Origin of the sequence: Eggerthella sp. 1_3_56FAA (assembly GCF_000185625.1) — a bacterium.
In the GTDB taxonomy this organism is placed as follows: Bacteria; Actinomycetota; Coriobacteriia; order Coriobacteriales; family Eggerthellaceae; genus Eggerthella; species Eggerthella lenta.
This window is the reverse complement of sequence record NZ_GL622581.1, coordinates 445,466-471,262: the sequence shown is the minus strand read 5'-3', so window position 1 is coordinate 471,262 and position 25,797 is coordinate 445,466. Positions and strand designations below refer to the sequence as shown.

At 63.4% G+C, this 25,797-nt stretch carries 22 protein-coding genes; 20 read left to right on the top strand and 2 right to left on the bottom strand.

The features are described 5' to 3' along the window. Position 1: 1 nt before the first annotated feature. From HMPREF1023_RS12305 to HMPREF1023_RS12250, 12 genes are all read left to right on the top strand, one after another. Positions 2-268: a hypothetical protein gene (locus HMPREF1023_RS12305; protein ID WP_009306693.1), complete on the top strand. Its 267-nt coding sequence runs from the start codon at positions 2-4 to the stop codon at positions 266-268. Between the two features lie 399 nt (positions 269-667). Then, positions 668-2,995, top strand: a complete 2,328-nt coding sequence (locus HMPREF1023_RS12300) for an anaerobic ribonucleoside triphosphate reductase (protein WP_009306692.1) — start codon at positions 668-670, stop codon at positions 2,993-2,995. Positions 2,996-3,005: 10 nt separating this feature from the next. Further along, a complete protein-coding gene (gene nrdG / locus HMPREF1023_RS12295) occupies positions 3,006-3,551 on the top strand; it encodes an anaerobic ribonucleoside-triphosphate reductase activating protein (protein ID WP_009306691.1) in 546 nt (181 codons plus the stop codon). A gap of 53 nt (positions 3,552-3,604) precedes the next feature. Continuing rightward, complete coding sequence (locus HMPREF1023_RS12290) at positions 3,605-4,570, top strand: mechanosensitive ion channel family protein (protein WP_009306690.1); 966 nt, start codon at positions 3,605-3,607, stop codon at positions 4,568-4,570. Next, a complete protein-coding gene (locus HMPREF1023_RS12285) occupies positions 4,567-5,649 on the top strand; it encodes a DUF2804 domain-containing protein (RefSeq protein WP_009306689.1) in 1,083 nt (360 codons plus the stop codon). The genes HMPREF1023_RS12290 and HMPREF1023_RS12285 overlap by 4 nt, the downstream gene beginning before the upstream one ends. Before the next feature lie 796 nt (positions 5,650-6,445). Next, complete coding sequence (locus HMPREF1023_RS12280) at positions 6,446-7,369, top strand: substrate-binding domain-containing protein (RefSeq protein WP_009306688.1); 924 nt, start codon at positions 6,446-6,448, stop codon at positions 7,367-7,369. An 87-nt stretch (positions 7,370-7,456) separates the two neighbouring features. Beyond that, complete coding sequence (pstC, locus tag HMPREF1023_RS12275; RefSeq protein ID WP_009306687.1) at positions 7,457-8,317, top strand: phosphate ABC transporter permease subunit PstC; 861 nt, start codon at positions 7,457-7,459, stop codon at positions 8,315-8,317. Beyond that, positions 8,317-9,285 carry a phosphate ABC transporter permease PstA gene (gene pstA / locus HMPREF1023_RS12270; protein WP_009306686.1) on the top strand — a complete coding sequence of 323 codons (969 nt, stop codon included), beginning with the start codon at positions 8,317-8,319 and terminating at the stop codon, positions 9,283-9,285. Before pstC ends, pstA begins: the two co-directional genes overlap by 1 nt. A gap of 121 nt (positions 9,286-9,406) precedes the next feature. Continuing rightward, positions 9,407-10,147, top strand: coding sequence for a phosphate ABC transporter ATP-binding protein PstB (gene pstB / locus HMPREF1023_RS12265; protein ID WP_035577806.1), 741 nt, complete (start codon positions 9,407-9,409; stop codon positions 10,145-10,147). Between the two features lie 210 nt (positions 10,148-10,357). Further along, positions 10,358-11,050: a response regulator transcription factor gene (locus tag HMPREF1023_RS12260; RefSeq protein ID WP_009306684.1), complete on the top strand. Its 693-nt coding sequence runs from the start codon at positions 10,358-10,360 to the stop codon at positions 11,048-11,050. An 8-nt stretch (positions 11,051-11,058) separates the two neighbouring features. Then, positions 11,059-12,465: an ATP-binding protein gene (locus HMPREF1023_RS12255; RefSeq protein ID WP_009306683.1), complete on the top strand. Its 1,407-nt coding sequence runs from the start codon at positions 11,059-11,061 to the stop codon at positions 12,463-12,465. A 180-nt stretch (positions 12,466-12,645) separates the two neighbouring features. Continuing rightward, positions 12,646-14,397 carry a sensor domain-containing diguanylate cyclase gene (locus HMPREF1023_RS12250; RefSeq protein ID WP_009306682.1) on the top strand — a complete coding sequence of 584 codons (1,752 nt, stop codon included), beginning with the start codon at positions 12,646-12,648 and terminating at the stop codon, positions 14,395-14,397. On the opposite strand, the gene HMPREF1023_RS12245 is transcribed toward HMPREF1023_RS12250, so the two are convergent. Both HMPREF1023_RS12245 and HMPREF1023_RS12240 read right to left on the bottom strand, forming a co-directional pair. Next, positions 14,376-14,591: a helix-turn-helix domain-containing protein gene (locus HMPREF1023_RS12245; RefSeq protein WP_009306681.1), complete on the bottom strand. Its 216-nt coding sequence runs from the start codon at positions 14,589-14,591 to the stop codon at positions 14,376-14,378. The two genes, HMPREF1023_RS12250 and HMPREF1023_RS12245, sit on opposite strands and share 22 nt — an antisense overlap. Before the next feature lie 4 nt (positions 14,592-14,595). Further along, positions 14,596-14,811, bottom strand: a complete 216-nt coding sequence (locus tag HMPREF1023_RS12240) for a helix-turn-helix domain-containing protein (RefSeq protein WP_009306680.1) — start codon at positions 14,809-14,811, stop codon at positions 14,596-14,598. 563 nt (positions 14,812-15,374) lie between these two features. On the opposite strand from HMPREF1023_RS12240, the gene HMPREF1023_RS12235 reads away from it, so the two are divergent. The 8 genes from HMPREF1023_RS12235 to HMPREF1023_RS12200 all read left to right on the top strand — a co-directional run bounded on the left by HMPREF1023_RS12235 (position 15,375) and on the right by HMPREF1023_RS12200 (position 25,505). Beyond that, a complete protein-coding gene (locus HMPREF1023_RS12235; protein WP_009306679.1) occupies positions 15,375-16,715 on the top strand; it encodes a replication-associated recombination protein A in 1,341 nt (446 codons plus the stop codon). A 105-nt stretch (positions 16,716-16,820) separates the two neighbouring features. After that, positions 16,821-17,582: a hypothetical protein gene (locus HMPREF1023_RS12230; RefSeq protein WP_009306678.1), complete on the top strand. Its 762-nt coding sequence runs from the start codon at positions 16,821-16,823 to the stop codon at positions 17,580-17,582. 32 nt (positions 17,583-17,614) lie between these two features. After that, complete coding sequence (locus tag HMPREF1023_RS12225) at positions 17,615-18,904, top strand: AI-2E family transporter (RefSeq protein WP_009306677.1); 1,290 nt, start codon at positions 17,615-17,617, stop codon at positions 18,902-18,904. Between the two features lie 103 nt (positions 18,905-19,007). Continuing rightward, positions 19,008-21,644, top strand: a complete 2,637-nt coding sequence (gene alaS, locus HMPREF1023_RS12220; RefSeq protein ID WP_009306676.1) for an alanine--tRNA ligase — start codon at positions 19,008-19,010, stop codon at positions 21,642-21,644. A 711-nt stretch (positions 21,645-22,355) separates the two neighbouring features. Continuing rightward, positions 22,356-22,772: a Holliday junction resolvase RuvX gene (gene ruvX, locus HMPREF1023_RS12215; protein ID WP_009306675.1), complete on the top strand. Its 417-nt coding sequence runs from the start codon at positions 22,356-22,358 to the stop codon at positions 22,770-22,772. 21 nt (positions 22,773-22,793) lie between these two features. After that, a complete protein-coding gene (gene mltG / locus HMPREF1023_RS12210) occupies positions 22,794-23,951 on the top strand; it encodes an endolytic transglycosylase MltG (RefSeq protein WP_009306674.1) in 1,158 nt (385 codons plus the stop codon). A gap of 18 nt (positions 23,952-23,969) precedes the next feature. Continuing rightward, positions 23,970-24,530 (top strand): YqeG family HAD IIIA-type phosphatase, encoded by a 561-nt coding sequence (locus HMPREF1023_RS12205; protein WP_009306673.1) that lies wholly within the window; start codon positions 23,970-23,972, stop codon positions 24,528-24,530. 27 nt (positions 24,531-24,557) lie between these two features. Next, positions 24,558-25,505, top strand: a complete 948-nt coding sequence (locus HMPREF1023_RS12200) for a shikimate dehydrogenase (RefSeq protein ID WP_009306672.1) — start codon at positions 24,558-24,560, stop codon at positions 25,503-25,505. Positions 25,506-25,797: the final 292 nt, after the last annotated feature.

Sequence of the window (25,797 nt, the reverse complement as noted above, 5' to 3'; positions counted from 1 at the left end):
CATGGCAGGCTCTAACACGGTGCGCAGCCCGCATTACGGAGCGCTGCAGGATGTGGTGGATTCGCTGTACCTCGGGCTGGGGCCGAAGGAGAAGCTCCGCCGCCTCGACATCGTCGTGGCCGCCGAGGCCGCCGATCTTCCCGACGACCTGGCCGAGATCGTCAACCTGCTGCCGCCCGGCAGCTACACGCGCCAGCGCCTATGCGACCAGCTGAACTCGGCTATCGGCGGGCATGCGTGGGGGCAGGTGTACGGCACCGTCCAATAGCGCGTGGGGCGAGGCCGCAGCGACCGGCAGGGTGTCGGCGGTGCCGGGGCGCCCGTCCGACGCGAGGCTTCTCCACGCGAGGCGGCGGCCGACGCAACGTCTCTCGGGGGGCGTCCGCCCCGTCGGCGGCCGTAGGCAGGCTCCTCCTGCGTTCGCTCGCGGCACCCGTGGATATACTGTGAATCGCCCGCCGCGCCCCGTGTGGCCAATCGATACCCCCTTGCGCACGGCCTGCTCCGCTAGTACTATATGTTCACTTTCCTAACATCACCTACTACTACATATTGTGGAAAACATGGCGTAGATCGTGTGGAAACACTGCGCATAAACCAAGCGAAGCCACAGCTCGCAGCAGGAAAACGACGAAGCAAGAAGAAGCTCGAAGAGAGGATTGGCAGCATGGTCGAGACCATCATGAAGCGCGACGGCCGGACGGTGGAATTCAAGCAGGAGAAGATCGCCGAGGCGGTGGAGCGCGCTTTCCAGGCATGCGGGGCCATGCAGGATCGTGCGGCGGCCGAGGATATCGCGCAGCGCGTGGTGGACAAGCTGGAGAGCGGCGCCATCGAGGGCGCGCCCACGGTTGAGGGCGTGCAGGACCTCGTGGAGGAGACGCTCATCGAGTCCGGCTTCGTGCAGACGGCCAAGTCCTACATCCTGTACCGCGCCGAGCGCAGCCGCTCGCGCGACGTGAACAGCCGCCTCATCCAAACGCTCAAGGACATCACGTTCTCGAAGGCGTCGGACTCTGACATGAAGCGCGAGAACGCCAACATCGACGCCGACACCGCCATGGGCACCATGCTCAAGTACGGCTCGGAGTCGGCCAAGCAGTTCTATGAGATGTGCGTCATCGACCCGAAGTTCGCGCGAGCGCATCGTGAGGGCGACATCCACATCCACGACATGGACTTCTATACGCTCACTACCACATGCTGCCAGATCGAGCTGAAGAAGCTGTTCAAGAGCGGCTTCTCCACGGGTCACGGCGTGCTGCGCGAGCCCAACGACATCGCCAGCTACGCGGCGCTGGCCTGCATCGCCATCCAGAGCAACCAGAACGACCAGCACGGCGGCCAGGCTATCTGCGACTTCGACTACGGTCTGGCCGAGGGAGTGCGCAAGACGTACCGCCGCCTGTACAAGAAGCATCTGGCCGAAGCCGTTGATCTGCTGCTGGGCGATTCCGTGGACGACTCCCGCGCGTTCGCGCAGGACGCGCTCGCGCGCATCGAGGCGGAGACGGGCGTGTGGGCCAGCCTCGCCATGGACGAGGGCTTCGAGGCCGCCGTGCGCGCGGCGCTCGTGGAGGTCGGCGCCAGCGAGGAGGCCGCCGACAAGGCCGTGGCCTATGCGGCTAAGAACGCCCTGGGCGATACCGACCGCACGACGTTCCAGGCCATGGAGGCGCTCGTGCACAACCTGAACACCATGCACAGCCGCGCCGGCGCGCAGACGCCGTTCAGCTCGGTGAACTACGGCATGGACACCTCGCCTGAGGGTCGCATGGTGGTGAAGAACATGCTGCTGGCCACCGAGGAAGGCCTCGGCTCCGGCGAGACGCCCATCTTCCCCGTGCAGATCTTCCGCGTGAAGGAGGGCGTGAACTACAACCCCGAGGATCCGAACTACGACCTGTTCAAGCTGGCCATGCATTGCTCCGCGAAGCGCCTGTTCCCGAACTTCAGCTTCATTGACGCGCCGTTCAACGCGCAGTACTACAAGGGCACGCCCGAGACAGAGATCGCCTACATGGGCTGCCGTACGCGCGTCATGGGCAACGTGTACGATCCCGATCGCGAGATCGCTCCCGGCCGCGGCAACCTCAGCTTCACGTCCATCAACCTGCCGCGCCTGGCCATCCGCTCGAAGGGCGACCTCGATCTGTTCTTCGACCTCTTGGACGCGAAGCTTGCGCTGGCGGTGGGGCAGCTTGACGAGCGCTTCGAGATCCAGGCGCGCAAGCACGTGTACAACGCGCCGTTCCTCATGGGCCAGGGCGTGTGGATCGATTCCGAGAAGCTGGCGCCTACCGACGAGCAGCGCGAGGTGCTGAAGCACGGCACGTTGTCGCTGGGCTTTATCGGCTTGGCCGAGACGCTGGTGGCGCTGACGGGCAAGCACCACGGCGAGTCGAAGGCTTCGCAGAACCTGGGCCTCGAGATCATCGGCCATATGCGCAGCTACCTCGACCGCCTGTCGCAGGAGCGCGGGCTGAACTACGGCCTCATCGCCACGCCGGCCGAAGGCCTGTCCGGCCGCTTCGTGCGTATGGACCGTGAGCGCTACGGGTCCATCCCCGGCATCACCGATCGCGACTACTACACGAACGGCTTCCACGTGCCGGTGTACTACGACATCAGCGCCTTCGACAAGATCGAGATCGAGGCGCCGTACCATGCGCTGACGAATGCGGGCCATATCTCCTACGTGGAGCTGGACGGCGACCCCAGCGAGAACCTCGAGGCGTTCGAGGCCGTCATCCGGCACATGAAGGAGAGCGGCATCGGCTACGGTTCAGTGAACCATCCGGTGGATCGCGATCCCGTGTGCGGTTACAACGGCATCATCGGAGACGTGTGCCCCAAGTGCGGCCGCACCGAGGCGGAGCACGGCCAGTCGTTCGAGCGCATCCGCCGCATCACCGGTTACCTCGTGGGCACCCTCGACCGCTTCAACGATGCCAAGCGCGCCGAAGAAGGCGACCGCGTGAAGCATCAGATGTAACAGGTTGAACGTGACCCCTCCCGACACTATACGTCTTTACGGCACGGCTCCGGATTCCATCGTCGATGGGCCGGGGCTGCGCTATGCCGTGTTCGTGCAGGGCTGCTCGCACGGCTGTCCTGGGTGCCACAACCCCGACAGCCAGCCCTGCGCGGGCGGCACGGTGCGCGCCATCGCCGACGTGGTGGCGGAGATCGCTGCCAACAAGCTGGTGCAGGGCGTCACCATTTCGGGCGGCGAGCCGTTCGAGCAGGCCGCCGCGTGCGCCGCATTGGCGCGCCAAGTGCGCGAGCTGGGACTGGACGTGTGGACGTACTCGGGCTACCGCTACGAGCAGCTGGCGGAGGGCATCCCCGATCCGGCCGCGCGCGATCTGCTCGACCAGACCGACGTGCTGGTGGACGGCCCCTTCGTCCAGGCGCAGCATTCCTACCAGCTTCCGTGGCGCGGCTCCCGCAACCAACGGTTGATTGACGTTCCCGCCACCCGAGCCCGCGGTCGCATCGTTTTGTGGGAAACTCACGAAGACTTCCCTGTAAAGCCCCCATCGTGGTGAGGCGCCGTCTCCTTTCCTTGGCGACGGTATGGTCGACATGGTAGGATAACGGCATGGAACAGCTTCAAAACTACATCGACGCTATCGTGCGCACCGACTGGGTGACCACGGCCATCTCGGCGGTGGTCATTCTGGCGATCACGGCAGTCGTCGCGCGTCTGACGAGGCGCTTCCTGGGCCGCGTGCTTGCCATCAACGAAGAGCGCGATCTGCCCTCAAGCTCCATCTTCATCAACATCGCCCGCGGAGCCGTGTGGATCACCGGCGTGTGCATCATGCTGTCCACCTGCTTCCGCGTGGACGTGAGCGCCGCCATCACCGCGCTCGGCATCGGCGGCATCGCCATCTCGTTGGGCTTCCAGGACACGCTGTCGAACCTCATCGGAGGTTTGCAGGTCAGCCTGCTGCGCATCATCAAACCCGGCGACAACATCGAGGTGGGCTCGTCCACAGGCGTGGTGAAAGACATCACCTGGCGCCACACCACCATACGCAACGGCGCGGGCGAGGAAGTGCTCATCCCTAACTCCATCATCAGCAAAACCGCTCTCACGCACCTTCCGCCCACGAACCAAGTGAGCTTGGCCATCGTGGTCACCACGGAAGGCCAGCATCTCGACGAAGTGGCCGAGGCTATCGAGCGCAAGGCCGGCGAGGCGGCGGCCGGCATCGGCAAGGTGGTTAAACAGCCGAAGCTCACGTTCTCGGAGATCACCGCGCAGGGCTATGCGGGTTCCATCTCGTTCAGCATGGCCGACAGCCGTACCACGGGCCGTGCAATCGATGCGGTGCTGCGCGCCGTGGCGCCGCTGACCCGAACGGCGGCGCCCGATCGCGCGGAGCAGGTGCTGGAGGAGGCGCAGCAGGAAGCCGAAGAGGCCGCTGCGCAGGAAGCCGCCGGCCATGCGCCGACTAAGCCGAAGCCTAAACCGAAGCCGACTCCCAAGCAGAAGCAGAGGCCGAGCTTCCGCAAGCGCATGGCGCGGGCGCTGCGGCTTGGGAAAGAGGAGCAATCGTGAGCGAGGAGGCGATGAAAACCATGTCCGAAACGCGTTTGACCGAAGGCCCGCTGCACCACCTCGACGGCAAGCTCGCCGAATGCGGATGGGCCACGTCGCTTCTGCGCGCGTACGATCGCGACCGTATCAAGGCGCCGAAGCGCCGCATCAAAGAATGGGACTACTACCTGGTGAACGACGACGAGTTCGCTGTGGCGCTGACCGTCGCCGATATGGGTTACGTGGGGCTCATCTCGGCATCGGTGATGGACTTCGCGCAGGCCACGTCGCATACGGCCAGCGTGATCTCGCCGTTTCCGATGGGGCGCTTCAAGCTGCCCGCCACCTCGGCCGAGGGCGTGACCTCCTTCGAGAACAACCGCGTATCGTTCCGCTTCGAGGTTGCTGGCGGGCAGCGCCGCCTCAACGTGTGGTTCGCGGGCTTCGACGGCGGCGACGACCTGACGTTCGAGGCCGTGCTGGACGAGGAGCCGCGCGATTCGATGGTGATCAGCACGCCATGGGCCGAAGACCCGCTCGCGTTCTACTACAACCAGAAGATCGTCGCCATGCAGGCGAGGGGCAGTTTCAAGAAGGGGCTTTTGGTGCACGGGTTCTGCCCCGAGAACTCGTTCGGCCTGCTGGACTGGGGGCGAGGCGTATGGACGCGCGACAACACGTGGTACTGGGCCGTGGCGCAGGGTTGGCAGGACGGTCGTCGCTTCGGCCTCAACCTGGGCTACGGGTTCGGCGACACGTCGGCGGCTTCCGAGAACATGGTGTTCATCGACGGTGCTGCGCACAAGTTGCACCGCGTGGACTTCGGCATCCCCCAAAAGACGGGCGGCGCGCACGCGAAGAAGACGGCCGATCGCTACCAGCTCATGCAGCCCTGGCATATGACCGACGACGAGGGACGGCTCGACCTCGTGTTCACGCCGCTGCTCGACCGTGTGGACTGGATGGACTTCAAGCTGATCCGATCCGACCAGCACCAGGTATTCGGCCGCTTCGACGGTGCGGTGACGCTTGACGACGGCTCGACCCTGCCGGTGTCGAACCTGCTTGGCTCTGCCGAGGTCATCCACAACGTGTACTGATCAAGCACGGGACGGGCGCGCGAGAGCCGGGAATGAATCGGCGCGCGGAAGGCCGGGAAGGTTGCGTTCGAGCTTGCTTTTGCGCTGCCCGTTCGTATAATAGAGGCGAGCCGCAGGGAGCTGCTAACTCCCCACGGCTCTCGAATCGCTTCGGCGGTTTGGCTTCTTGTTACGGCTCCTTGTCCTTGCGGATCGGGAGCCGCTCCATTATCGCTGTCAAGAACCCCAGCAAACTGGAAGCGAACTCAAGGATCGCCGCTATCAAGGCCAAAACGGTCATGGCGTCCATTTCAGGCCATCGTAGCGGCTTCCGGCAAAGCGCACCATACGACCAGGCGCGCGCTCGCGCGCAACGAATCAGTGTAAAACAGCACATTTAGTGCTGTTTTTCCCTCCGTCGGTCCCTCTCTCGGGAGCATCTGGTGGAAAGGGGTGTGGTGCCGCGCCGCCTCTGCGCTTCGTACCTCTTAGTATAGCGACCGCGTATCATGCGCAGATGGCGCGCATCCAGCGCGGATCTTCCTCGATCTCGCGCGCTTCCAACGCGCTTCCAACGCGGATTCCATATTTCTTGCCAGTGTTTCCAACACGGTTTGAGCGTACGCCTGGCGTGGGTCTTGCGTCGATCTAGCGCCGGCACGAAAAAGACGGCCTCTCGAAACTTTACAGACTTTTGACCGGCATCCGACACGGTTCTGATGCTCCGTCTTCATCATGTTCCTTGCAGCGGGCCTCCGATGCCCGCGCTTCAGCGGAAAGCAATGCGCTCGCAAAGCGCATCGAAGGAAGGAAGAAGATGAAGAAGCGTTTGGCAATGGCGGTGAGCGCGGCGGTTCTGGCGCTGGGACTGTTCGGGCTGTTCGGCTGTGCGTCGGGCAACGGCGATGGTGCGAGCGGCGCAACCGACGGAGGAGCGTCGGCTTCGACCAGCCCGTCCGGCGAGGTCTCGGTCTATTCGCGCGAGGACGGCTCCGGCACGCGGGGTGCGTTCATCGAGCTGTTCGGCATCGAGGAAAAGGATGCCAACGGAGACAAGGTTGATCTGACCACTCCCACGGCCGCCATCACGAACTCCACGTCCGTCATGATGACGTCCGTGGCGGGCGACGCGAACGCCATCGGCTACATATCGCTCGGTTCGCTGAACAACACGGTGAAGGCGCTCAGCATCGACGGCGCCGAAGCTACGGCCGAGAACGTGAAGAGCGGCACGTACAAGGTGGCCCGTCCGTTCAATATCGTGACGAAGGACGGCGTGTCCGATGTGGCCCAGGACTTCATCGACTACATCATGAGTTCCGACGGTCAGAAGGTGGTCGAGGAGAACGGTTGCATCTCCGTTGCCGACAACGCGGGCTCCTATAAGGCTTCCGGCAAGTCCGGCAAGATCGTCATCGCCGGTTCCTCGTCCGTAACCCCGGTCATGGAGAAGCTGGCCGAGGCGTACAAGGCTCTCAATCCCGACGTCGCCATCGAGGTCAACCAGTCCGACTCCACCACCGGCGTGAACATGGCCACCGAGGGAACCTGCGACATCGGCATGGTCTCCCGCGAGCTCAAGGACTCCGAGAGCGGCGTGAAGGCCACGGTCATCGCCCAGGACGGCATCGCGGTTATCGTGAACCCGGATGCCTCCATCGACGAGCTTACGTCCGACCAGGTGAAGGGCATCTACACCGGCGAGCTGACCACGTGGGAAGATGTTGTTCCGTCGGCTTAACAGCCGCCGGAAGCGCTCGACGCTGCGAGGCGCCGATGCACCCCGCCTCGGCGCCTCTCGCTGACATAGCCAGACCAAGGAGTGTACATGTTCCACCTGCACATCAAAGAGGGCATAGCGAAGGCGCTGTTCGTGGCCGCCGCGGGGATATCGGTCCTCGCGGTGGCTCTCATCTGCGTCTTTCTCTTCGCGAACGGCGTGCCGGCCATCGCGCAGATCGGCCTTCCCGAGTTTCTTTTCGGCACTACGTGGCGTCCCGCCAACGATATCTACGGCATCTTCCCGATGATCGTGGGCAGCATCTACGTGACCGCCGGCGCCATCCTGGTCGGCGTTCCTACGGGGCTTTTGTGCGCCATCTTCCTGTCGCGGTTCGCCAGCGGCAAGATCGCGGCGTTCCTCAAGCCGGGCGTAGAGCTCTTGGCGGGCATCCCGTCGGTTGTCTACGGCTTCTTCGGCCTGGTGATGATCGTGCCGTTTATTCGCGACAATATGCCGGGCCGCGGCCTGTCGCTTCTGGCCGCTGCCGTACTGCTGGGCATCATGATCCTGCCCACCATCATCACCGTTGCGCAGAGCGCGCTCGATGCTGTGCCCAAGAAGTACTACGAGGGTGCGCTGGCGCTGGGTGCCGATCACGAGCGCTCGGTGTTCCGCGTTATCGTTCCCGCCGCCGTCTCCGGCATCATGGCCGGCATCGTGCTGGGCGTGGGCCGCGCCATCGGCGAGACCATGGCCGTCATCATGGTGGCCGGCAACCAGCCCATCGTTCCCGAGAGCATCTTCGAGGGCGTGCGCACCATGACCGCCAACATCGTGCTGGAGATGGGCTACGCGGCCGACCTGCACCGCGGCGCGCTCGTGGCCACGGGCGTGGTGCTGTTCGTGTTCATCCTGCTCATCACTATGTTGTTCAACGTTATCAAGAAGCGGGGTGAGACGAGGTAATGAGTCCCAAGCTGACGATCGCCTACGAATCGGTCGACGCCTCCCCGGCGCCCGCCGCCAACCCGGGCGATCGGATCGATGCGATGTTCGAAGCGGCGGAAGAGCGTCATCGCGCCGCACGCCGCGTGGTTTCCATGCTGCTGCGAGCGCTGGTGTATCTGGGCGCGCTGCTGACCACGGCGGTGCTGCTGTTCCTGGTGGGCTACATCCTGGTGAACGGCGTGCCGTACCTCACGCCCAGCCTGTTCGAGTGGGAGTACAACTCCACGAACGTCTCACTCATGCCGGCGCTGGTGAACACGCTGCTGATGGCGGCCCTCTCGCTGCTCATGGCGGTGCCGGTGGGCGTGGGATCGGCCATCTACCTGGTGGAATACGCGCCGCGCGGCAGTCGTTTCGTAGCTGTCGTGCGTACCACCGCCGAGACGCTGCAGGGCATCCCGTCCATCATCTACGGCCTGTTCGGCATGTTGTTCTTCGTGACGGCGCTGCATTGGAACCTGTCGCTTTTGGCGGGTGCCTGCACGCTGGCCATCATGGTGCTGCCCGTGGTCATGCGCACCACCGAGGAAGCGCTGCTGGCCGTTCCCGACGCGTACCGCGAAGGCGGGTTCGGTTTGGGCGCCGGCCGTTTGCGCACGGTGTTTCGCTGCGTGCTGCCTTCGGCCGTGCCCGGTATCCTGGGCGGCGTGATACTGGCGCTCGGCCGGTGCGTGGGCGAGGTGGCTGCGCTCATTTTCACGGCCGGCTCCATCGCCCAGATCCCGAACTTCGCCGGCGAGGGCGCCATGGCGGTGTTCGATTCCGCCCGCACGCTGGCCGTGCACATGTACGCGCTGGCCAGCGAAGGCCTGCACGTGAACGAGACCTATGCCACGGCGGTGGTGCTGCTGGTCATGGTGGTGCTTCTGAACCTCCTGGCCACGTTCGCCGCCAAGAAGATGAACAAGGGAGGCACCTATGACTAACGTCACGCTTGAGAGAACCGCTCCGACCCAGAACGCCCCGGCTACCTACATGCCCCAGGCGCAGGGTCAGGCGGCCGACCGCCGCATCAAGGAGAAGGCGCCCGTCGACGCGCCCGCCAAGATGGGCGTGCGCAACCTCGATCTGTACTACAAGGATTTCCACGCGCTGAAGGGCATCGACCTGCAGTTCCCCAAGAACCAGGTGACGGCGCTCATCGGCCCGTCGGGCTGCGGCAAGTCCACGCTGCTGAAAAGCCTCAACCGCATGAACGACCTGGTGGAAGGCTGCCGTATCGAAGGCGAGATCACGTTGGACGGCGAGGACGCCTACCGCTCCATCGACGTGAACAATCTGCGCCGTCGGGTGGGCATGGTGTTCCAGCAGCCCAATCCGTTCCCCATGAGCGTGTACGACAACGTGGCCTTCGGCCCGCGCACCCACGGCATCAAGAAGCGCGAGGATCTGGACGCCATCGTGGAGCAGAGCCTGCGCGACGCCGCCATCTGGGACGAGATGAAGGACCGCCTGAAGAAGAACGCGCTCGGGTTCTCCGGCGGCCAGCAGCAGCGCCTGTGCATCGCGCGCGCGTTGGCGGTGCGCCCCGAAGTGCTGCTGATGGACGAGGCCACCAGCGCGCTCGACCCCATCTCCACCGCTAAGATCGAAGACCTTGTGGGCGAGCTCAAGAGCAAGTACACGGTGATCATGGTGACGCACAACATGCTGCAGGCGCTGCGCGTGTCCGACAAGACCGCGTTCTTCCTGCTGGGCGAGATGGTGGAGGCCGGCTCCACCGACGACATCTTCACGAACCCGGCCGACCCCCGCACCGCCGACTACGTGGCGGGAAGGTTCGGCTAGGTCGGAGCGTTGTCATCCTGAGCGCAGCGCCGAAGTCGCGGCCTGTCATCCTGAGCGGAGGCGGCTAAGCCGCGTTCCCTCAGGATGACAAAGGGGCTTCCTTTCGGCTTTACGCAAATTTGACGTTGCCGCAAGCCCGTGGTTTTTCCTCCTGCTTTACAATAGGTTCGACGGCGGCGAAAGCGCGCTGCCGGCCGAAAGGACCAACCCATGATCTACTACGTTGAAGACGATACCAACATCCGCGACCTCACGGTGTACGCTCTCAAGCAGGCCGGATTCGAGGCGGCGGGCTTCCCGGCGGCGGGCGAGTTCTTCGCCGCGTGCAAGGAGCGCCTCCCCGAGTTGGTGCTGCTCGACATCATGCTGCCGGAAATCGACGGGCTCGAGATCCTCCATATGCTGCGCGAGAACCCGGCGACCAAGCATCTGCCCGTGATGATGCTCACGGCCAAGGGCACCGAGTTCGACACGGTGAGCGGCCTCGATGCCGGCGCTGACGACTATCTGGCCAAGCCTTTCGGCATGATGGAGCTGGTCAGCCGCGTGAACGCGCTCATGCGCCGCGCGTCGGCGCCTCCCGTCATGGCCGACGACGAGCTGTCTTGCGGTCCTATCGAGCTATGCGTGTCGGCTCACACCGTGCAGGTGGGCGGCGAGCCCATCACGCTCACGCTCAAGGAGTTCGACCTGCTGCACACGCTGCTGCAGAACCAGGGGCACGTGCTGTCGCGCAGCCAACTGCTGGAAGACGTGTGGGGTATGACGTACGTGGGGGAGACGCGCACGGTGGATGTGCACGTGCAGACGCTGCGCCAGAAGCTGGCCGCGGCGCAAGAAGGGGCCGACGCCCTCGTTCGTACGGTGCGCGGCGTGGGCTACTGCATCAAACCCTCCTCGTGAGCGCGCGCATGAGCCCGACGCATTTCAAGGTTAAGAGCCTGTCCGGCAAGATTTTCACGAGCGTGCTCGCGTTCACGTTGGCCGTCATCGTTGCGCTGTCCGTGACGATGACCACCATCTACTACCTGTCTTACGAGCACGACGCTGAAACCGAGCTTGCGGCCAGTGCCCAGGATGCGGCGCGCTATCTGAACGCCACTCCGTCGTCCGAGAATGCTCCCGCGCTGAAAGAGCAGTTCAGTGGACTGACGCGCTACACGCTCATCGATGCGGACGGCACGGTGCTGTTCGACAGCGCCGCCGACACCGATGCCATGGACAACCACGCCGACCGCCCCGAGGTGCAGGAAGCGGCAGACATGGGCGAGGCCGTCACCATGCGCTACTCTGAAACGCTGGGCACCGACACCGTGTATGCGGCGGTGAAGCTGGACGACGGCAGTATCGTGCGCCTGTCCGAGACGCGGCATTCGCTGCTATCGTTTCTCAGCGAGATGCTCATGCCCGTGCTCATAGCGCTCATCGTGGCAGTGGCGCTCGTGTTCCTGCTGTCGAAGATACTTACGAGCCGGATCATGAAGCCCATCGACGCGCTCGATTTCGCGAACCCCTTGGACAATGAGATATACGAGGAGATGGACCCGCTGCTCATCCGGATCGACGAGCAACAGCGCCAGCTCAAGCAGCAGAACAGCGAGCTGGCCGAAGCCGAGAACATGCGCCGCGATTTCTCCAGCAACGTGAGCCATGAGATGAAGACGCCCCTGCAGGTGATATCGGGCTACGCCGAGCTCATGAAGAACGACATGGTGCAGCCCTCCGACCGCCAGAAGTTCGCCGCGCTCATCTACGACGAGGCGCAGACCATGCGCTCGCTGATCAACGACGTGCTGACGCTGTCGAAGCTTGACGAGTCGGCCTTCGAGAACGACGGTGCGACGGCCATTAACCTGTACGCGGTGGCGCAGCGCGTGGCCGGGAGGTTGTCCAGCTTCGCGGACGACCAGGGCGTGCGCGTGCGGGTGGAGGGCGCGTCGGCGTGCATCGCGGGCAGCGAGACGTTGGCCGAGGAGATGCTGTACAACCTCATCGAGAACGGCATCCGCTACAACCACGAAGGCGGCCTCGTCACCATGAAGGTGGGCTCCGAATGCGTGGAAGGCGGGCTCGCGAACGCCGCGTACCAGACGGTCGTGCGCGTCAGCGACACGGGACCGGGCATCCCGGCCGAGTTGCACGACAAGGTGTTCGAACGCTTCTTCCGCGTGGACAAGAGCCGTTCGAAGGAAACCGGAGGAACGGGACTGGGTCTGGCCATCGTCAAGCATGCGGTTATGTACCACGGAGGCGTTATCGAGGTGGAGAGCGCCGAAGGGCAGGGCACCACGTTCGTGCTGCGTTTTCCCAGCGCTTGACCTCTCGGCTACTATCGAGCATGCACGGCTTTTTGCGCCCTCTCCGGAGGGCGCTGCCGTTCTTCTGGAGCTTGCGATCGGGCGCGCACGTTACTGAGAATATCGCTATACTAGGACGCAATACCAGTAACCGCGAAGCGCAAACGCCGGCATGTCCGTTACCGTGAACGAAGGCTCTCCATGGCTGAATACAACGACGATCTGAACTATCCCGATCCGTTCTACATCTCGGACATCGAGACGTACGAGCTTCTGCACGTGAACGAGGCGGGCCGCCGGCTTTTCAAGGTGCCGCTCGATGCCGATCTGGAGGGCGTCAAGTGCTACGAATTCCTGCAAGGGCGCGATGAGCCGTGTCCGTTCTGCACGAATCATCTGCTCAGCGTCGAGAAAAGCTACGTGTGGGAATTCACGAACCCTTTGACGAACCATCGTCATCTGCTGAACGATCGTCTGATCAACTGGGGTGGGAAGCTGGTTCGTCTTGAGGTGGGCTTCGACCTCACCGATCAAAAAGAAGAGGGTATGCGCTTTCGGAACCTGCATCGCAACGAGGAGGTCATCCTCGAGATCGCTAACGATCTGTATCGCGAGACCGATCCGGAGCGCGCGTCCGTGCGCATGCTCGAACGGTTGGGCGAGGAGCTTGGAGCCGAGCGTTCCTATCTGTTCTCGGCTCGCGGAGAAGGGTTCAGCAATACGCACGAGTGGTGTGCTGACGGCATATCCTCCCAGATCGAAAGCCTTCAGGATATGGACTACCGTTTGTTCGAGCGGTGGCTCGACCTGTTCGGTCGGGGGGAATGCGTGCTGATCGAGGATCTGGACGCCATCAAGGGCGTTGTCGATCCTCGGGAGTACGAAACGCTGCACGTGCAGGAGATCGCCAGTCTGGTCGTCGCACCCATCGAACGCGACGGGCGTCTCGTGGGCTTCCTCGGCATGGACAACCCTCCGGCCGACCAGATCCGCGACATCGCGCCGCTGCTGCGCACGTTGTGCTACTTCTACAGCATGACGTTGCAGCGTATCGAAAACGAGCGCCAGCTGGTGGCGATGAGCTATCACGATTCTCTGACCGGGCTGTACAATCGAAACCGCTACAACGAGGACGTGCGGCGCCTTGAGAAGCTGGCGCGCCCGTTCGGCGCGGTTTTTCTCGATGTCAACGGCATGAAGGAGATCAACGATCGCGGCGGCCATGCTGAAGGCGACCATCTGTTGCAAGCATGCGCTCAGACGATGCAGCGCGTTCTCGGAGAGGTTGCGCGGCTGTACCGTGTGGGCGGCGACGAGTTCGTGGCCACGGTCGTGGATACCGACGAAGCGGGCTTTCGGTCGCTTGTGGAGCGGCTGCAGAAAGCGTTCGACGAAGTTTCGTCGTGCGAGGTGGCTATCGGCGCGCAATGGACGCCGCGATCGAGTGAGATCGATAGAACGTTGTTCGATGCAGACGAGGCGATGTACCGCGATAAGCGCCGTTTCTACCAGAACAGGAGCACGTCGGACGTAGCGCCTTCTCGACGTGCTCGCGGCGACCGCTTCGACGAGCGCGAAAGGGCGAAGGCGCGAGATGTCGCGCAGGAAGGCACGCTCATGGAGCTGCTGGGCATCGGGTTTGCTCGTCATAGGTTGGATGAAGCTTTCACAACTCTCGAATCCAATGCTTGCTACAGTTTGGTGACGGGCGACGACGAGGAGGGGCGTCGAGCCGTCGGTGCGTTGGCCAAGGAGGCTCGCGAGGCGGGCGAGCGAGGCTTCGCCGGAACCGTGTGTGTGAATCGCGGCGGCGCTCCCGCACGGGTGCGAGTTTCAGGCGCTTTCGCAGAAGACGAGGCCGCGGGAGGTGCGGTGGCGCTCGCGTCCTACGTCGATGTCGAAGATGCGCTTGCGTCCATGGGAAAGGAAGCCTACAGGCCCTCGAACAGCTGACCCAGCGTCACGCCCAAGCCGAGCGCGACCTTCTCCATGAAGTCGATGGTGGCGTTGCGGTTGCCCGCCTCCACCTTGGCGAGGTACGACCGTCCTACACCCGTCATGAGCGCAAGCTGCTCCTGCGTCAGATTGCTCTCCTCGCGAAGCGCCCGGACGCGCTGTCCGAGGAGTATCCTGGTTGCTCGGGTCAAAAGGCTACAACCCTTTGAAGAATTCTTCCAAGGAAAGGCCGAGACCCTTGGAAATCTTCTCTATGCATTCGAGGCTCGGGTTTCGCTTCCCGCCTTCGATTTTTGCCAGGTAAGAGCGCTCGACGTTCACCATCAGCGCAAGCTTCTGCTGCGAGAGCTTCTGGCTTTTACGCAGTTCTCGGATTCGGTTGCCGACGAATGTTCTCGTTTCCTGTGACATGCAATCAGGGTATCCGGTGTCAAACACGCAATTGAGTTCTATGGAACCCAAAAGCGGACAATCGGGCTCGCCCTATGACGATGCGGATTGCGAAAAGAGAAGCCCTTGCTTGAAGTGCGCGGATAACCGCAGAGGAACATGCCGTTTACGAGCGTGGAAAAAGCCCTACCCCCGGCCAGAAGGATGAACCCACCTTAAAAGGTGGGTGCTCGCAGCCCGCTTCCTGGCTTTCGTGTCAACGGACACGAATCCCCATTTCACGCGCGATCTTGAGCTCCCTCATGTATCAGCATCGGTCCATCGCAAAGTATGGCTTCGAGGGCAGGACCTGCTTTTGAGTATATGGGTAGCATCGTTAAAATAAAGACTTGACATCCGGTTGTTTCGCCGATTACACAACCCGGTCTTCTACATGCCGAGCGGCTGCGGATCGAGCGACGGAATGCGAGGACGGGAGCGCGTTGTCGCCCGAAGGCCTCGTTTTCGGGCGCGATTCCGAGTTTTTCGGCCTACAATGCAACGTCCGCTAGGCAAACAAGCGTTCGCATGATACGATATATGGCATGGATACCTTATTTACCGAAATGGAAAACGAGCGGAAGTCGGAAGTGGCGCCCTTGGCAGTGCGCATGCGTCCGCGCACGCTTGAAGAAGTGGTCGGCCAGGACGAGGCGGTGGGCCCCGGCTCGTGGCTGCGCAACGCCATCGAGCAGGACCAGTTGAGCTCGGTCATCCTGTTCGGCCCGGCGGGCACGGGCAAGACCTCGCTCGCGCACGTCATCGCCGAGACGACGAAGGCTACGTTCGTGGAGGTGTCGGCCATCGGCGGCACGGTTTCGGATCTGCGCCGCGAAATCGATGCCGCCGACAAGCGCCTGTCGGCGTTCGGTTTGCGCACCATCCTGTTCGTCGACGAGATCCACCGCTTCAACCGCAGCCAGCAGGACGCGCTGCTGCACGCCGTGGAGGATCGCGTGCTGGTGCTGGTGGGAGCCACAACGGAGAACCCCTTCTTCGAGGTTAACTCGGCGCTGATCAGCCGCTCGCGCGTGGTGGAGCTGCACGGGCTGTCCGACGAGGAGATCGTCAGCCTCGTGGAGCGTGCGCTGGCCGACGAGCGCGGCCTGGGCGGCCGCTATCGGTTGGATGCCAAAGCGCGCGACGCCATCGTGCTGCTGGCGGGCGGCGACGGGCGCGCGGCGCTCACCACGTTGGAGCTTGCCGCTGGTATGGTGCAGCCCGGCACCTCGAAGAAGCCCGCGAAGATCACCGAGGACAACGTGCGCGCGGCCACGCCGCATCGCTCGCTGCCCTACGACAAGAACAAGGACATGCACTACGACGTCATCTCGGCGTTCATCAAGTCCATGCGCGGCAGCGACCCCGATGCCGCGCTGTACTGGCTCGCCCGCATGATCGATGGGGGAGAAGACCCGAAGTTCATCGCGCGCCGCATGTTCATCGCTGCGTCGGAGGATATCGGCAACGCCGATCCGCAGGCGCTGCTCATCGCTGAGGCCGCGTTCAAGTCGGCCGAGGTCATCGGCTATCCCGAGTGCCGCATCAACCTGGCGCAGGCTGCCATCTACCTGGCGCTCGCGCCCAAGAGCAACGCGGCGGAGGCGGGCATCGATGCCGCGCTGAACGAGGTGCGCAACGGGCCGTCTCGCAACGTGCCCGACCATCTGCGCGATCGGCACCGCCCCGGATCCGAGAACTACGGCGAGTACAAGTATCCGCACAGCTACCCCAGCGGCTGGGTGAGCCAGCGCTACCTGCCCGACGGTTTGGAGCGCGGCTGCTTCTACCGGTCGAGCGATCGCGGTTGGGAGGCCTACCGCAGCGACACGTTCGCGCGAGACCGTCTGGATTCCGGAGAAAACCCCACGTCGCGCGGAAGGTAACCGATTGTCTACTCCTGTGGAAGCAGGGTGAAAAGTTGACCTCGGCCTGTATATCATCCAAGGTGCTCGTGCTATAGTAATGGCTTCGGAAACAGGAGGCATACGGTGGATATCAGCGAAATTCTCAGCATAGCGTTGCCGGTGGTCTATGTGATCGTGGGCGCGGTGCTGGTGTGGCTCGTCATCGAGCTTGTCATGACCGTGCGCAAGACACGCAAGACGGTCGACGATCTGCAGAGGCAGGTCGAGCCTACGCTGGCAAGCGTGGAGCGTATCACGGCGTCGCTCGAGCCCGTCGCGGCGAAGGTGGATCCGCTGGTGGAGCGTGTGTCGCTGACGGTCGATGCCGCCAACCTCGAGATCATGCGCGTCGATCAGATTCTCGAAGACGTGAACGAAATCACCGACTCGGTGGCCTCGGCCGTCGAAGCGGTGGACACGGTGACCAATGCTCCGGTGGAATTGGTGAACAACGTGACCTCGCGTGTGCGCAACGCGTTCAAGTCGCGCCGCGCCAGCGACGAGTCGGTTGCCCTCGGCCAGGCGAAAGCCGAGCGCTCCGCCTCCCATGGTGCGAACGGAAACGGCACCGAAGTGCCCGTTTCGACCGCCGACGTCGTCAAGGGCGTGGTGACCACCTCGGTCGCGGCCGCGAAGGAGGCCGTTGCCGACCAGCGCGAGCAACGCGCCGAGCAGCGTGCCGAGCGAGACGAGAAGGCCGAAGCCAAACGCGTCGCCGCCGATAAGACGTCCGAAGTCGCCGCCACCATGGCCGATGCCGTGGCTACCGCCGCGAACGCCGATGCCGCAGCTGCGCAGCAGTACTTCACGTACGACGCAGACGAAAAAGCGAACCAGGGCAAGTAACGACAGCATACACGGCACGAAAGGGCGACTCGGTGGAGACTCCCAGCTCCGAAGCGACGAAAACCGACAAAGCGAAGCGAAGCTTTCTCATAGTCTGGACGATCGTGGGCGGCATTCTGCTCACGGGCGTTCTCGTTTACCTGTTCAATATCTTGAGCGTGCCTATCGGCATCGTCATCTGGTCCATCGTCATCGTATTCTGCCTGCGAGGACCGGTGAACAAGCTGGAGAAACTGGGCGTTCCCCGCGTGGCCGGCACGACGATCGCCTACGTCCTGATGTTCGTTGTTCTGGCTTTGGTGGGGCTTCTCATGTTCTCGCCGGCGTTCGGCGTGGGCGACCAGTTCACCAACCTCATCGAGAGCATTCCGGGCTACGTTCAGACCATCGCCGGGTGGGGCAACGACCTGTACACGCGCTACGCCGACGTGCTTCAGAACGACACGGTGCAAACGTGGATCAACAATGCGCTGGACGCCATCGTCTCATGGGCTTCGACGTTCGCCCGCGATAGCGCCAACGGCGTGGTCGCCATCGGGACGGGTCTGGTCAACACGTTCGTTGCGCTCGGGTTTGCGCTGGTGGTGGCTTTCTGGATCCTCATGGAGCTTCCGCAGCTTGGACGCGAATGCATGCGCCTCGTCAACCCGAAGCGCCACGAGGATCTGGAAATGCTGCACGTCACGTTCACGCGCGTCATGGGCGGCTACATCAAGGGCACGCTTTTGCAGTGCGCCATCATCGGCGTGGGCTGCGTCGTTCTGTTCGGCGCCATCGGCATCCCGAACTACGCGGCGCTCGGCGGTATCGCCGGCCTGTTGAACATCATCCCCATCGTGGGCCCGTGGCTCGGCGGTGCGCTTGCGGCCATCGTGGGCGTGTTCGTCAGCCCCTGGATCGCGGTCATCGCGCTCGGCGGCACCATTGCCATCCAGCAGATCGTCTATACGTTTATTTCGCCGAAGATCATGGCGAACTCGGTGGACGTTCATCCGGCGCTCACCCTCATCGCTTTGATGGCGGGCTCCGCTATAGGCGGCGCTATGAGCGGCTTCACGGGCTCGCTTGTGGGTATGTTGGCTTCCATTCCCGCCGTCGCGGTTGCGAAGTCGGTTTTCGTGTATTATTTCGAAAAGCGCATGGGGCGGCAGCTGGTAAGCGCAGACGGCGTGTTCTTCCAAGGCACCACCGCCTCGGACGGCACGCTCGATCCCATCGCCGATGCCACGTCGCCGCATCCCGACATCTCGGCGGCGTTCGAGCGCGTCGAGCAGCGCAAGGCCGAGGCCGATCAGAAGGCGCAGCATCGTAAGAAGCGTTGATCGGGCTTTGTTGGCCTGAGCGCGTGGGGGCGTGCGGGCGCACGTCGTTAGTGGAGCAGCGGGTCGTGCGAGGCGGCCCCCGAGGAGATAGAAAGACACGACTATGAAGTACATGACCAGCGCGGAGATCCGCGAGAAGTACCTGAGCTTTTTCGAGGAGAAGGGCTGCAAGCGCTGGCCCTCGTCATCGCTCATTCCCGACGACCCGTCGTTGTTGCTGACGAGCGCCGGCATGGTGCAGTTCAAGCCGTATTTCCTGCAGCAGAAGCACCTTGAAGCCCCCTACATCGGCACGACGACGGTGCAGAAGTGCGTGCGCACGAACGACATCGACATCATCGGCACCACGGGCCGTCACCAGAGCTTCTTCGAGATGTTGGGCAACTTCAGCTTCGGCGAATACTTCAAGGAGGAGATGTGCGCGTGGGCGTACGAATTCTCCACCGAGGTGCTGGGCCTGCCGGCCGAGCGCCTGTACTTCACCGTGTATCTCGACGACGACGAGACCATCGAGATCTGGAAGAAGCTGGGCGTGCCCGACGACCATATCTCGCGCCTGGGCGAGGATGACAACTTCTGGCGTGCCGGGCCTACGGGCCCCTGCGGCCCCTGCTCGGAGATCTACTTCGATCAGGGCGAGGACTTCGGCTGCGGCAGCCCCGACTGCGCGCCTGGTTGCGACTGCGACCGCTTCCTGGAGTACTGGAACCTCGTGTTCACCCAGTACGACGGACAGGAAGACGGTACGTTCGTGCCCCTTCCGAAGAAGAACATCGACACCGGCATGGGCCTCGAGCGCATCGCGGCCATCCTGCAGGGCGTCCAGTCCAATTACGAGACGGACGTGCTGCGCAGCCTCGTGGCGGTGGGCGAGAAGCTGACCGGAACGACGTACGGCGAGGACGCGGCCATCGACCTATCGCTGCGCATCATGGCCGATCACAGCCGTGCCGTGGCATTCATGATCGCCGACGGCATCCTGCCCTCCAACGAAGGCCGCGGCTATGTGCTGCGCCGTCTGCTGCGTCGCGCCGTGATGAAGGGCCATCTGCTGGGCCTCGACAAGCCGTTCCTCAACGATTACGTCGACGAGATCGTGAACCTCATGGGTCACGTGTACCCTGAGATCGTGGAGAACCGCGAGCTCACGCGGCGCGTCATCCTGTCCGAGGAAGAGCGCTTCGGCTCAAACCTGCGCCAGGGCCGCGCGTTCCTCGACGAGGCGCTGGCCGAGCTCGAGGGCGAGGTGCTGCCGGGCGACCGCGCGTTCACGCTGCACGATACGTACGGCTTCCCCGTGGAGGTCACGCGAGAGCTGTGCGACGAGCGCGGCATCGAAGTTGATATGGAAGGCTTCGGCCGCTGCATGGACGAGCAGCGCGAGCGCGCTCGCGCTGCCAATACGAAGGACGCCGAGGCGGCCTGGTCCACCTATGGCGGCGTGATGAACGAGATCCTCGAGGCCGTGGGTCCCACCGAATTCCTCGGCTATACGAAGAACGACGCCGAAGCGCGCGTGCTGGCGCTCGTGAAAGACGGCGTGCAGGTGGATGTGCTGGAGGCGGGCGACGAGGGTCGCGTGGTGTTGGACGCTACGCCCTTCTACGCTGAGAAGGGCGGCCAGATCGGCGACGCCGGCGTGCTTGCGAAGGACGATGCCATCGTGGCGGTCCTGGACACGAAGGAGCCCGAGAAGGGCCTGATCGCGCACACCGTGAAGGTGGAGAGCGGTCGCTTGAGCGCGGGCGATGCCGTGCATGCCGCCATCGACGTGCCGCGCCGCGAGCGTATCCGCCGCAACCACACCGCTACGCACATCCTGCATTGGGCGCTGCGCGAGGTGCTGGGCGATCATGTGAAGCAAGCGGGCAGCTACGTCGCCGACAGCCGTCTGCGCTTCGACTTCACCCACTTCGAGGCCATGACGGCCGAACAGATCGCCGAGGTGGAGCGCCTGGCGAACCAGAAGATCATGGAGAATCATCCCGTGCGCGCCTACGAGACGTCGCTCGCATCGGCACGCGAAGCCGGCGTCATGGCGCTGTTCGGCGAGAAGTACGGCGAGTTCGTGCGCGTGCTCGACATCGAGGGCTTTTCGCAGGAGCTGTGCGGCGGTACCCACGTTTCGGCTACGAGCGAAATCGGCTTCGTTAAGATAACCTCCGAGACCAGCGTGGGCGCGAACCTGCGTCGCATCGAAGCCGTGACCAGCTTCGACGCGCTTGCGTACATGAATCGCGTGGAGGCTGAGCTCAAGGAGGCGGCCGAGTCTTTGCGCGTGCCCCTGTTCGACGTGAGCGAGCGCACGGCATCGAACATGAAGACCTTGAAAGACCTGCAGACGAAGCTGAAGCGTGGGCGCGAGGCCGTGGCCGACGACGGCATCAACGCCTTGCTCGAGACCGCGCAGACGAGCGCTGCGGGCTATCCGGTAGTGTTCGGCCGCATGCCGGAGGCCGATGCGGGTCAGATGCGCAATATGTGGGATGTGCTGCGCGCGCGTCTGGGCCAGCCGGGCGCCGCGGTGCTGGCCACGGAGAAAGACGGCAAGCCCACGCTGTTGGCGGCCGGCACGCCGGAGGCGGTGGAGGTGGGCTTCGACGCAGACGCCGTCATCAAGGCGATCTCGGGGAACATCAAGGGCGGCGGCGGCGGAAAGGCCGCCATGGCGCAGGCCGGCGGCAAAGACGCCTCGGGCATCGACGCGGCCCTTCAGGCTGCGCGCGACATGCTGCTGTAGGGTTGTTGGCTGGGCGCCGTGCCGAGGGGTGCGGCGCCCAGGCGGTCCCGAGCTCGCTCGAAACGTCCACAGGACGTTTCGACTCGATGGGTGCGGCGTCGCGAAGCGAAGCGTGACAAGTCCCCGAAGGGGGAATCTCGCGGCGCACCCCTCGGCACGGCGCCCGAGGCGGTTCTTCCGCTGGGGGCACCGGCTCTGCGAGCGGCGCTTCAACCTGCGGGGCGTCTTTTTCGGCGGCTTCTCCGTGAATCGGAGAAGCCCTTTTTTCATCCTGGGGAGTGATCATGCTGCCTCGCTTGCCTCTTCGGGACGCGCGTGACCGTCTTGTCGTCTTCGTCAACCTGGGGCGTGCGAAACGGATCGAGAAATCCTATTCGGTCGTTTGGCGGGTTGATTTTGGCAAGAATTTCGAGGTAGGTAAAAGTTACATATATCTAACTTGGCTAAAAGCGAGCGTGTGAGAAAACCGACCAGGTGTTTTGCGCATAAGTTACGATGCAAAGACGGTCTTCTGGCGTCCCACATTCACCTAGCTCAAAATTTTTGCCATATTCTCGCACCTCGACGACAAGCCGCCGTCTATCGACCGTGCGATTTTCTCAAAAGAGGTTGCGAGCATGCTTGCGCTCTTCGCCAGGTTGCCGCATTGACGTACAATAGGCTGAAAGCGGAAAGCCGCGCGTATCCGCCGGTAACATGAAAGGGCTCATCATGCGAATTATGGCTTTGGATATTGGGGAGACGCGCGTGGGGGTTGCGGTGAGCGATCCGGGGGAGCGGGTGGCTTCTCCGGTGGCCGTGCTGCCCGCCTCGGAAGTGCTGAACTGCGCGAAGCCGTTCCAGCGAGCGCTTGAGGATTGGGAGCCGGAGCTGCTGCTGTGCGGACTTCCCTACACCATGGCGGGCGCGGAGGGGCCTCAGGCCGCGCGCATTCGGAAAGCGGCGAAAACCATATCCGACGCCTGCGGCATCCCTTACGAATTCGCTGATGAGCGGTTAAGTTCGCAGGAAGCCAAACGGAGTTTGCGTGAAAAGGGCATGACCGAGAAGGCCATGCGCGGCAAAATAGATATGATAGCCGCAAGTTTGTTTTTGCAGGCGTGGCTTGACGCGCGCCGTGAGGCTTGATGGAAGAAGAGGATCAGTTCCATGCCCCAGCACAGGAAGCAAGTCACCTATTCTCAGCGTCCGAACCATGCAGCTCGCTCGGCTCATGCCCGGGGCGAGCGCCAGTTCCGTACGTACGATACCAGCTATATCCGCCCGAAGAAAAGCAAGGCTCCTGCTATAGTCGCCGCCGTTTTGGCCGTTCTTGTCGTCGGAGGTTTGGCGTGGGGCGCGCTCACCCTGTTCAACAGCTGTTCCGCGCAATCGGTCGAGCTTCTGGCCGAGGGTCAGGAGGCCACGATCACGGTGGCCGAAGGTGCTGGTGCCAAGGTCGTCGGAGAGCAGCTTGCGGAAGCCCGTCTGGTTTCCAATGCGGGAGACTTCACGAAGCGCGTCAACGAGATGGGCGTTGATTCCCAGCTCAAGCCCGGTACCTACACATTCGCGGGCGGTATGTCGCTCGACGCCATCATCAACCAGCTGACGGCCGGTCCGGTGGCGAACGCGCTCACCATCCCCGAAGGAAGCACGCTCGAGGCCGTTGCCCAGAGCGTGGCAACCTTCACCGAGAATCGCATCACGGCGGACGCGTTCACGGCCGCTGCGTCGGATGCCAGCTCATACGCGGCCGACTACGACTTCCTGGCCGACGCGGGCACGAACAGCCTGGAAGGCTTCCTGTTCCCGAAAACGTACGAGATCGGCGACGATGCCACGGCCGAGTCGGTAGTGCGCATGATGCTCGACCAGTTCAAGACCGAGACGTCGGGGCTCGATTGGTCCTACCCGCAAAGCCAGGGCCTCACCATCTACGATGCCGTGAAGCTGGCTTCCATCGTTGAGCGCGAGTCGTCGGGCGACGAGCAGATCCGCGCCCAGGTGGCCTCGGTGTTCTACAACCGCCTGAACAACTTCGGCGATCCGAACTACGGCTTCCTGCAAAGCGATGCGACCACGGCTTACGAGCTGGGTCACGACCCCACCCCCGAGGATATCAAGAATCCAACACCGTTCAACACCTACACGAACACGGGTCTGCCTCCCACGCCCATCTGCTCGCCGGGTCTCGATTGCCTGCAAGCCGTGTGCAACCCTGCGCAGACGAACTACTTCTTCTTCTACTTCGCGCCTGATGAAAGCGGTACGATGCAGTACTACTTCAGCGAAACGTACGAAGAGCATCAGCAGACGTTCTCCTAGGCCGTTAGCGACAACGCCATGGCTTTTCTCGAACCCGACCGCTACTTTGCGCGCATCTCGCGCATCGATATCGACCGCGACCTGCTGGCGCTGGACTTTCGCAACGTGCTGCTGGACGTGGACAACACCATCCTCACGCGTGACACCCACGAAGTGCCGCGCGATGTGGGGTTCTGGCTGGCGAAGGCGCGCGATGCGGGCATTACGTTCTGCCTTGTGTCCAACAACTGGCACGAAGGGGTGTACCAGCTGGCGAACCGTCTTTCGCTGCCCATCGTGGCGAAGGCCGTCAAGCCGTTGCCGCCCGCGTTCCTCATGGCTTTGCGCAAGCTGGGAGCGAAGCGTTCCGAGACGGTGGTCATCGGCGATCAGCTGGTCACCGACGTCATGGGCGCGCATTTTCTGGGCATGAAGGCGTATCTGCTGGCTCCGCTGGTGGAGCAGGATCTGCCCCATACGCTGCTGCTGCGCAACTTCGAGCGCGTCGTCATGGGCGAGCGTAAGCCGGAGGGCGCCGCATCGACGTCGCAGAACGCCGTCCCCTGCGAGGATGAGGAACCCGACGCGCAGGGCGTCTGATGTGAACGAGCGAGCGAAAGGATCGTTATGACCGACACGCAAGCCGAACGGCCGGCCGAGAGCCTGTACCTCTTGGGACATCCCATTGCGCACTCTTCGTCGCCCGCGATGTACAACGCCGTGTACGAGCGCTTAGGATTGCCGTGGCGCTACGGTTTGGCTGATTGCGCGACCGAGGAAGAGGCGCGCTCGTTCGTGGAGGCGCGCGGCTTCCTGTCCATCAACATCACCACGCCGTACAAGCCGCTCGCGTTCGAGGCCGCCACGGCGAAGGCTGCCACGGCGAAGCTCGCCCAGGGCGCGAACGTGCTGGTGAAGAAGGGTGACGCGCTCATCGGCTTCAACACCGACGGCCAGGGCTGCGTGGCGTACTTGGAGCGCACGGGCTTTTGCTTCGCAGGCAAGCGCGTGGCCGTGTGCGGCACGGGCCCCACGGCGCTGTCCATCCTGCACGCATGCGCCATCGCCGGGGCGGACGTGGCCATGCTGGTCGGGCGCGACAAGGAGCGCTCCCGCAAGGTGCTCGAAGGCTACGTCGAGCGGTTCGGCCTGTTGGCAAATGCCACGGTGGACCTGCCGGCAGCGCAGGCGCACCATCGCAGCTTCCGCACGGCTTACGAGCGCACCACGTTCAAGTTCGGCAGCTACACCACGTCCACGAAGGCGCTGGCCGCCGCCGATCTCGTGGTGAACGCGACGCCGCTCGGCATGAACGAGGGCGACGGCTCGCCGTTCGACGTCGAGCTTCTGAGCGCGGGGCAGACCGTGTTCGACGCGGTATACGGCCACGGCGAGACGGCGCTCGTGCGCGCCGCGCGCGAAGCGGGATGTACGGTGCACGACGGCGCCGGGATGCTGGTAGCGCAGGCGGTGGCTACCGTGCACGCCGTGTGCGACCTCGCCGAGGTCGACGTCGCCCTGTCTGACGACGAGCTGTTCGCCTTGATGGCGGAAGCGGCAGGGTTCGACCTGTAGACTTCCGTCATCCTGAACGGAACCGACTGGTTGCTTCGTCATCCTGGGCGGAGCGCGTAGCGCGGAGTCGAAGGATCCCGTGAGGCGCCAGCTGAAAGCGTCTCGGTTGGCACCGTACGGGATCCTTCGCGTCCCCGCTTCGCGGAGCCTCCCTGCGCTCGCTCCGCGTGCTCGGGAGTTCGACAGTCCACTGGACTGTCGAATGCTGTGCTCGCTCAGGATGACGAGTACGTGAGCCATAGGGATGGGGTTGATGCCTCATTCGATGCGGATGCGGCGTGCGACCTGCTTT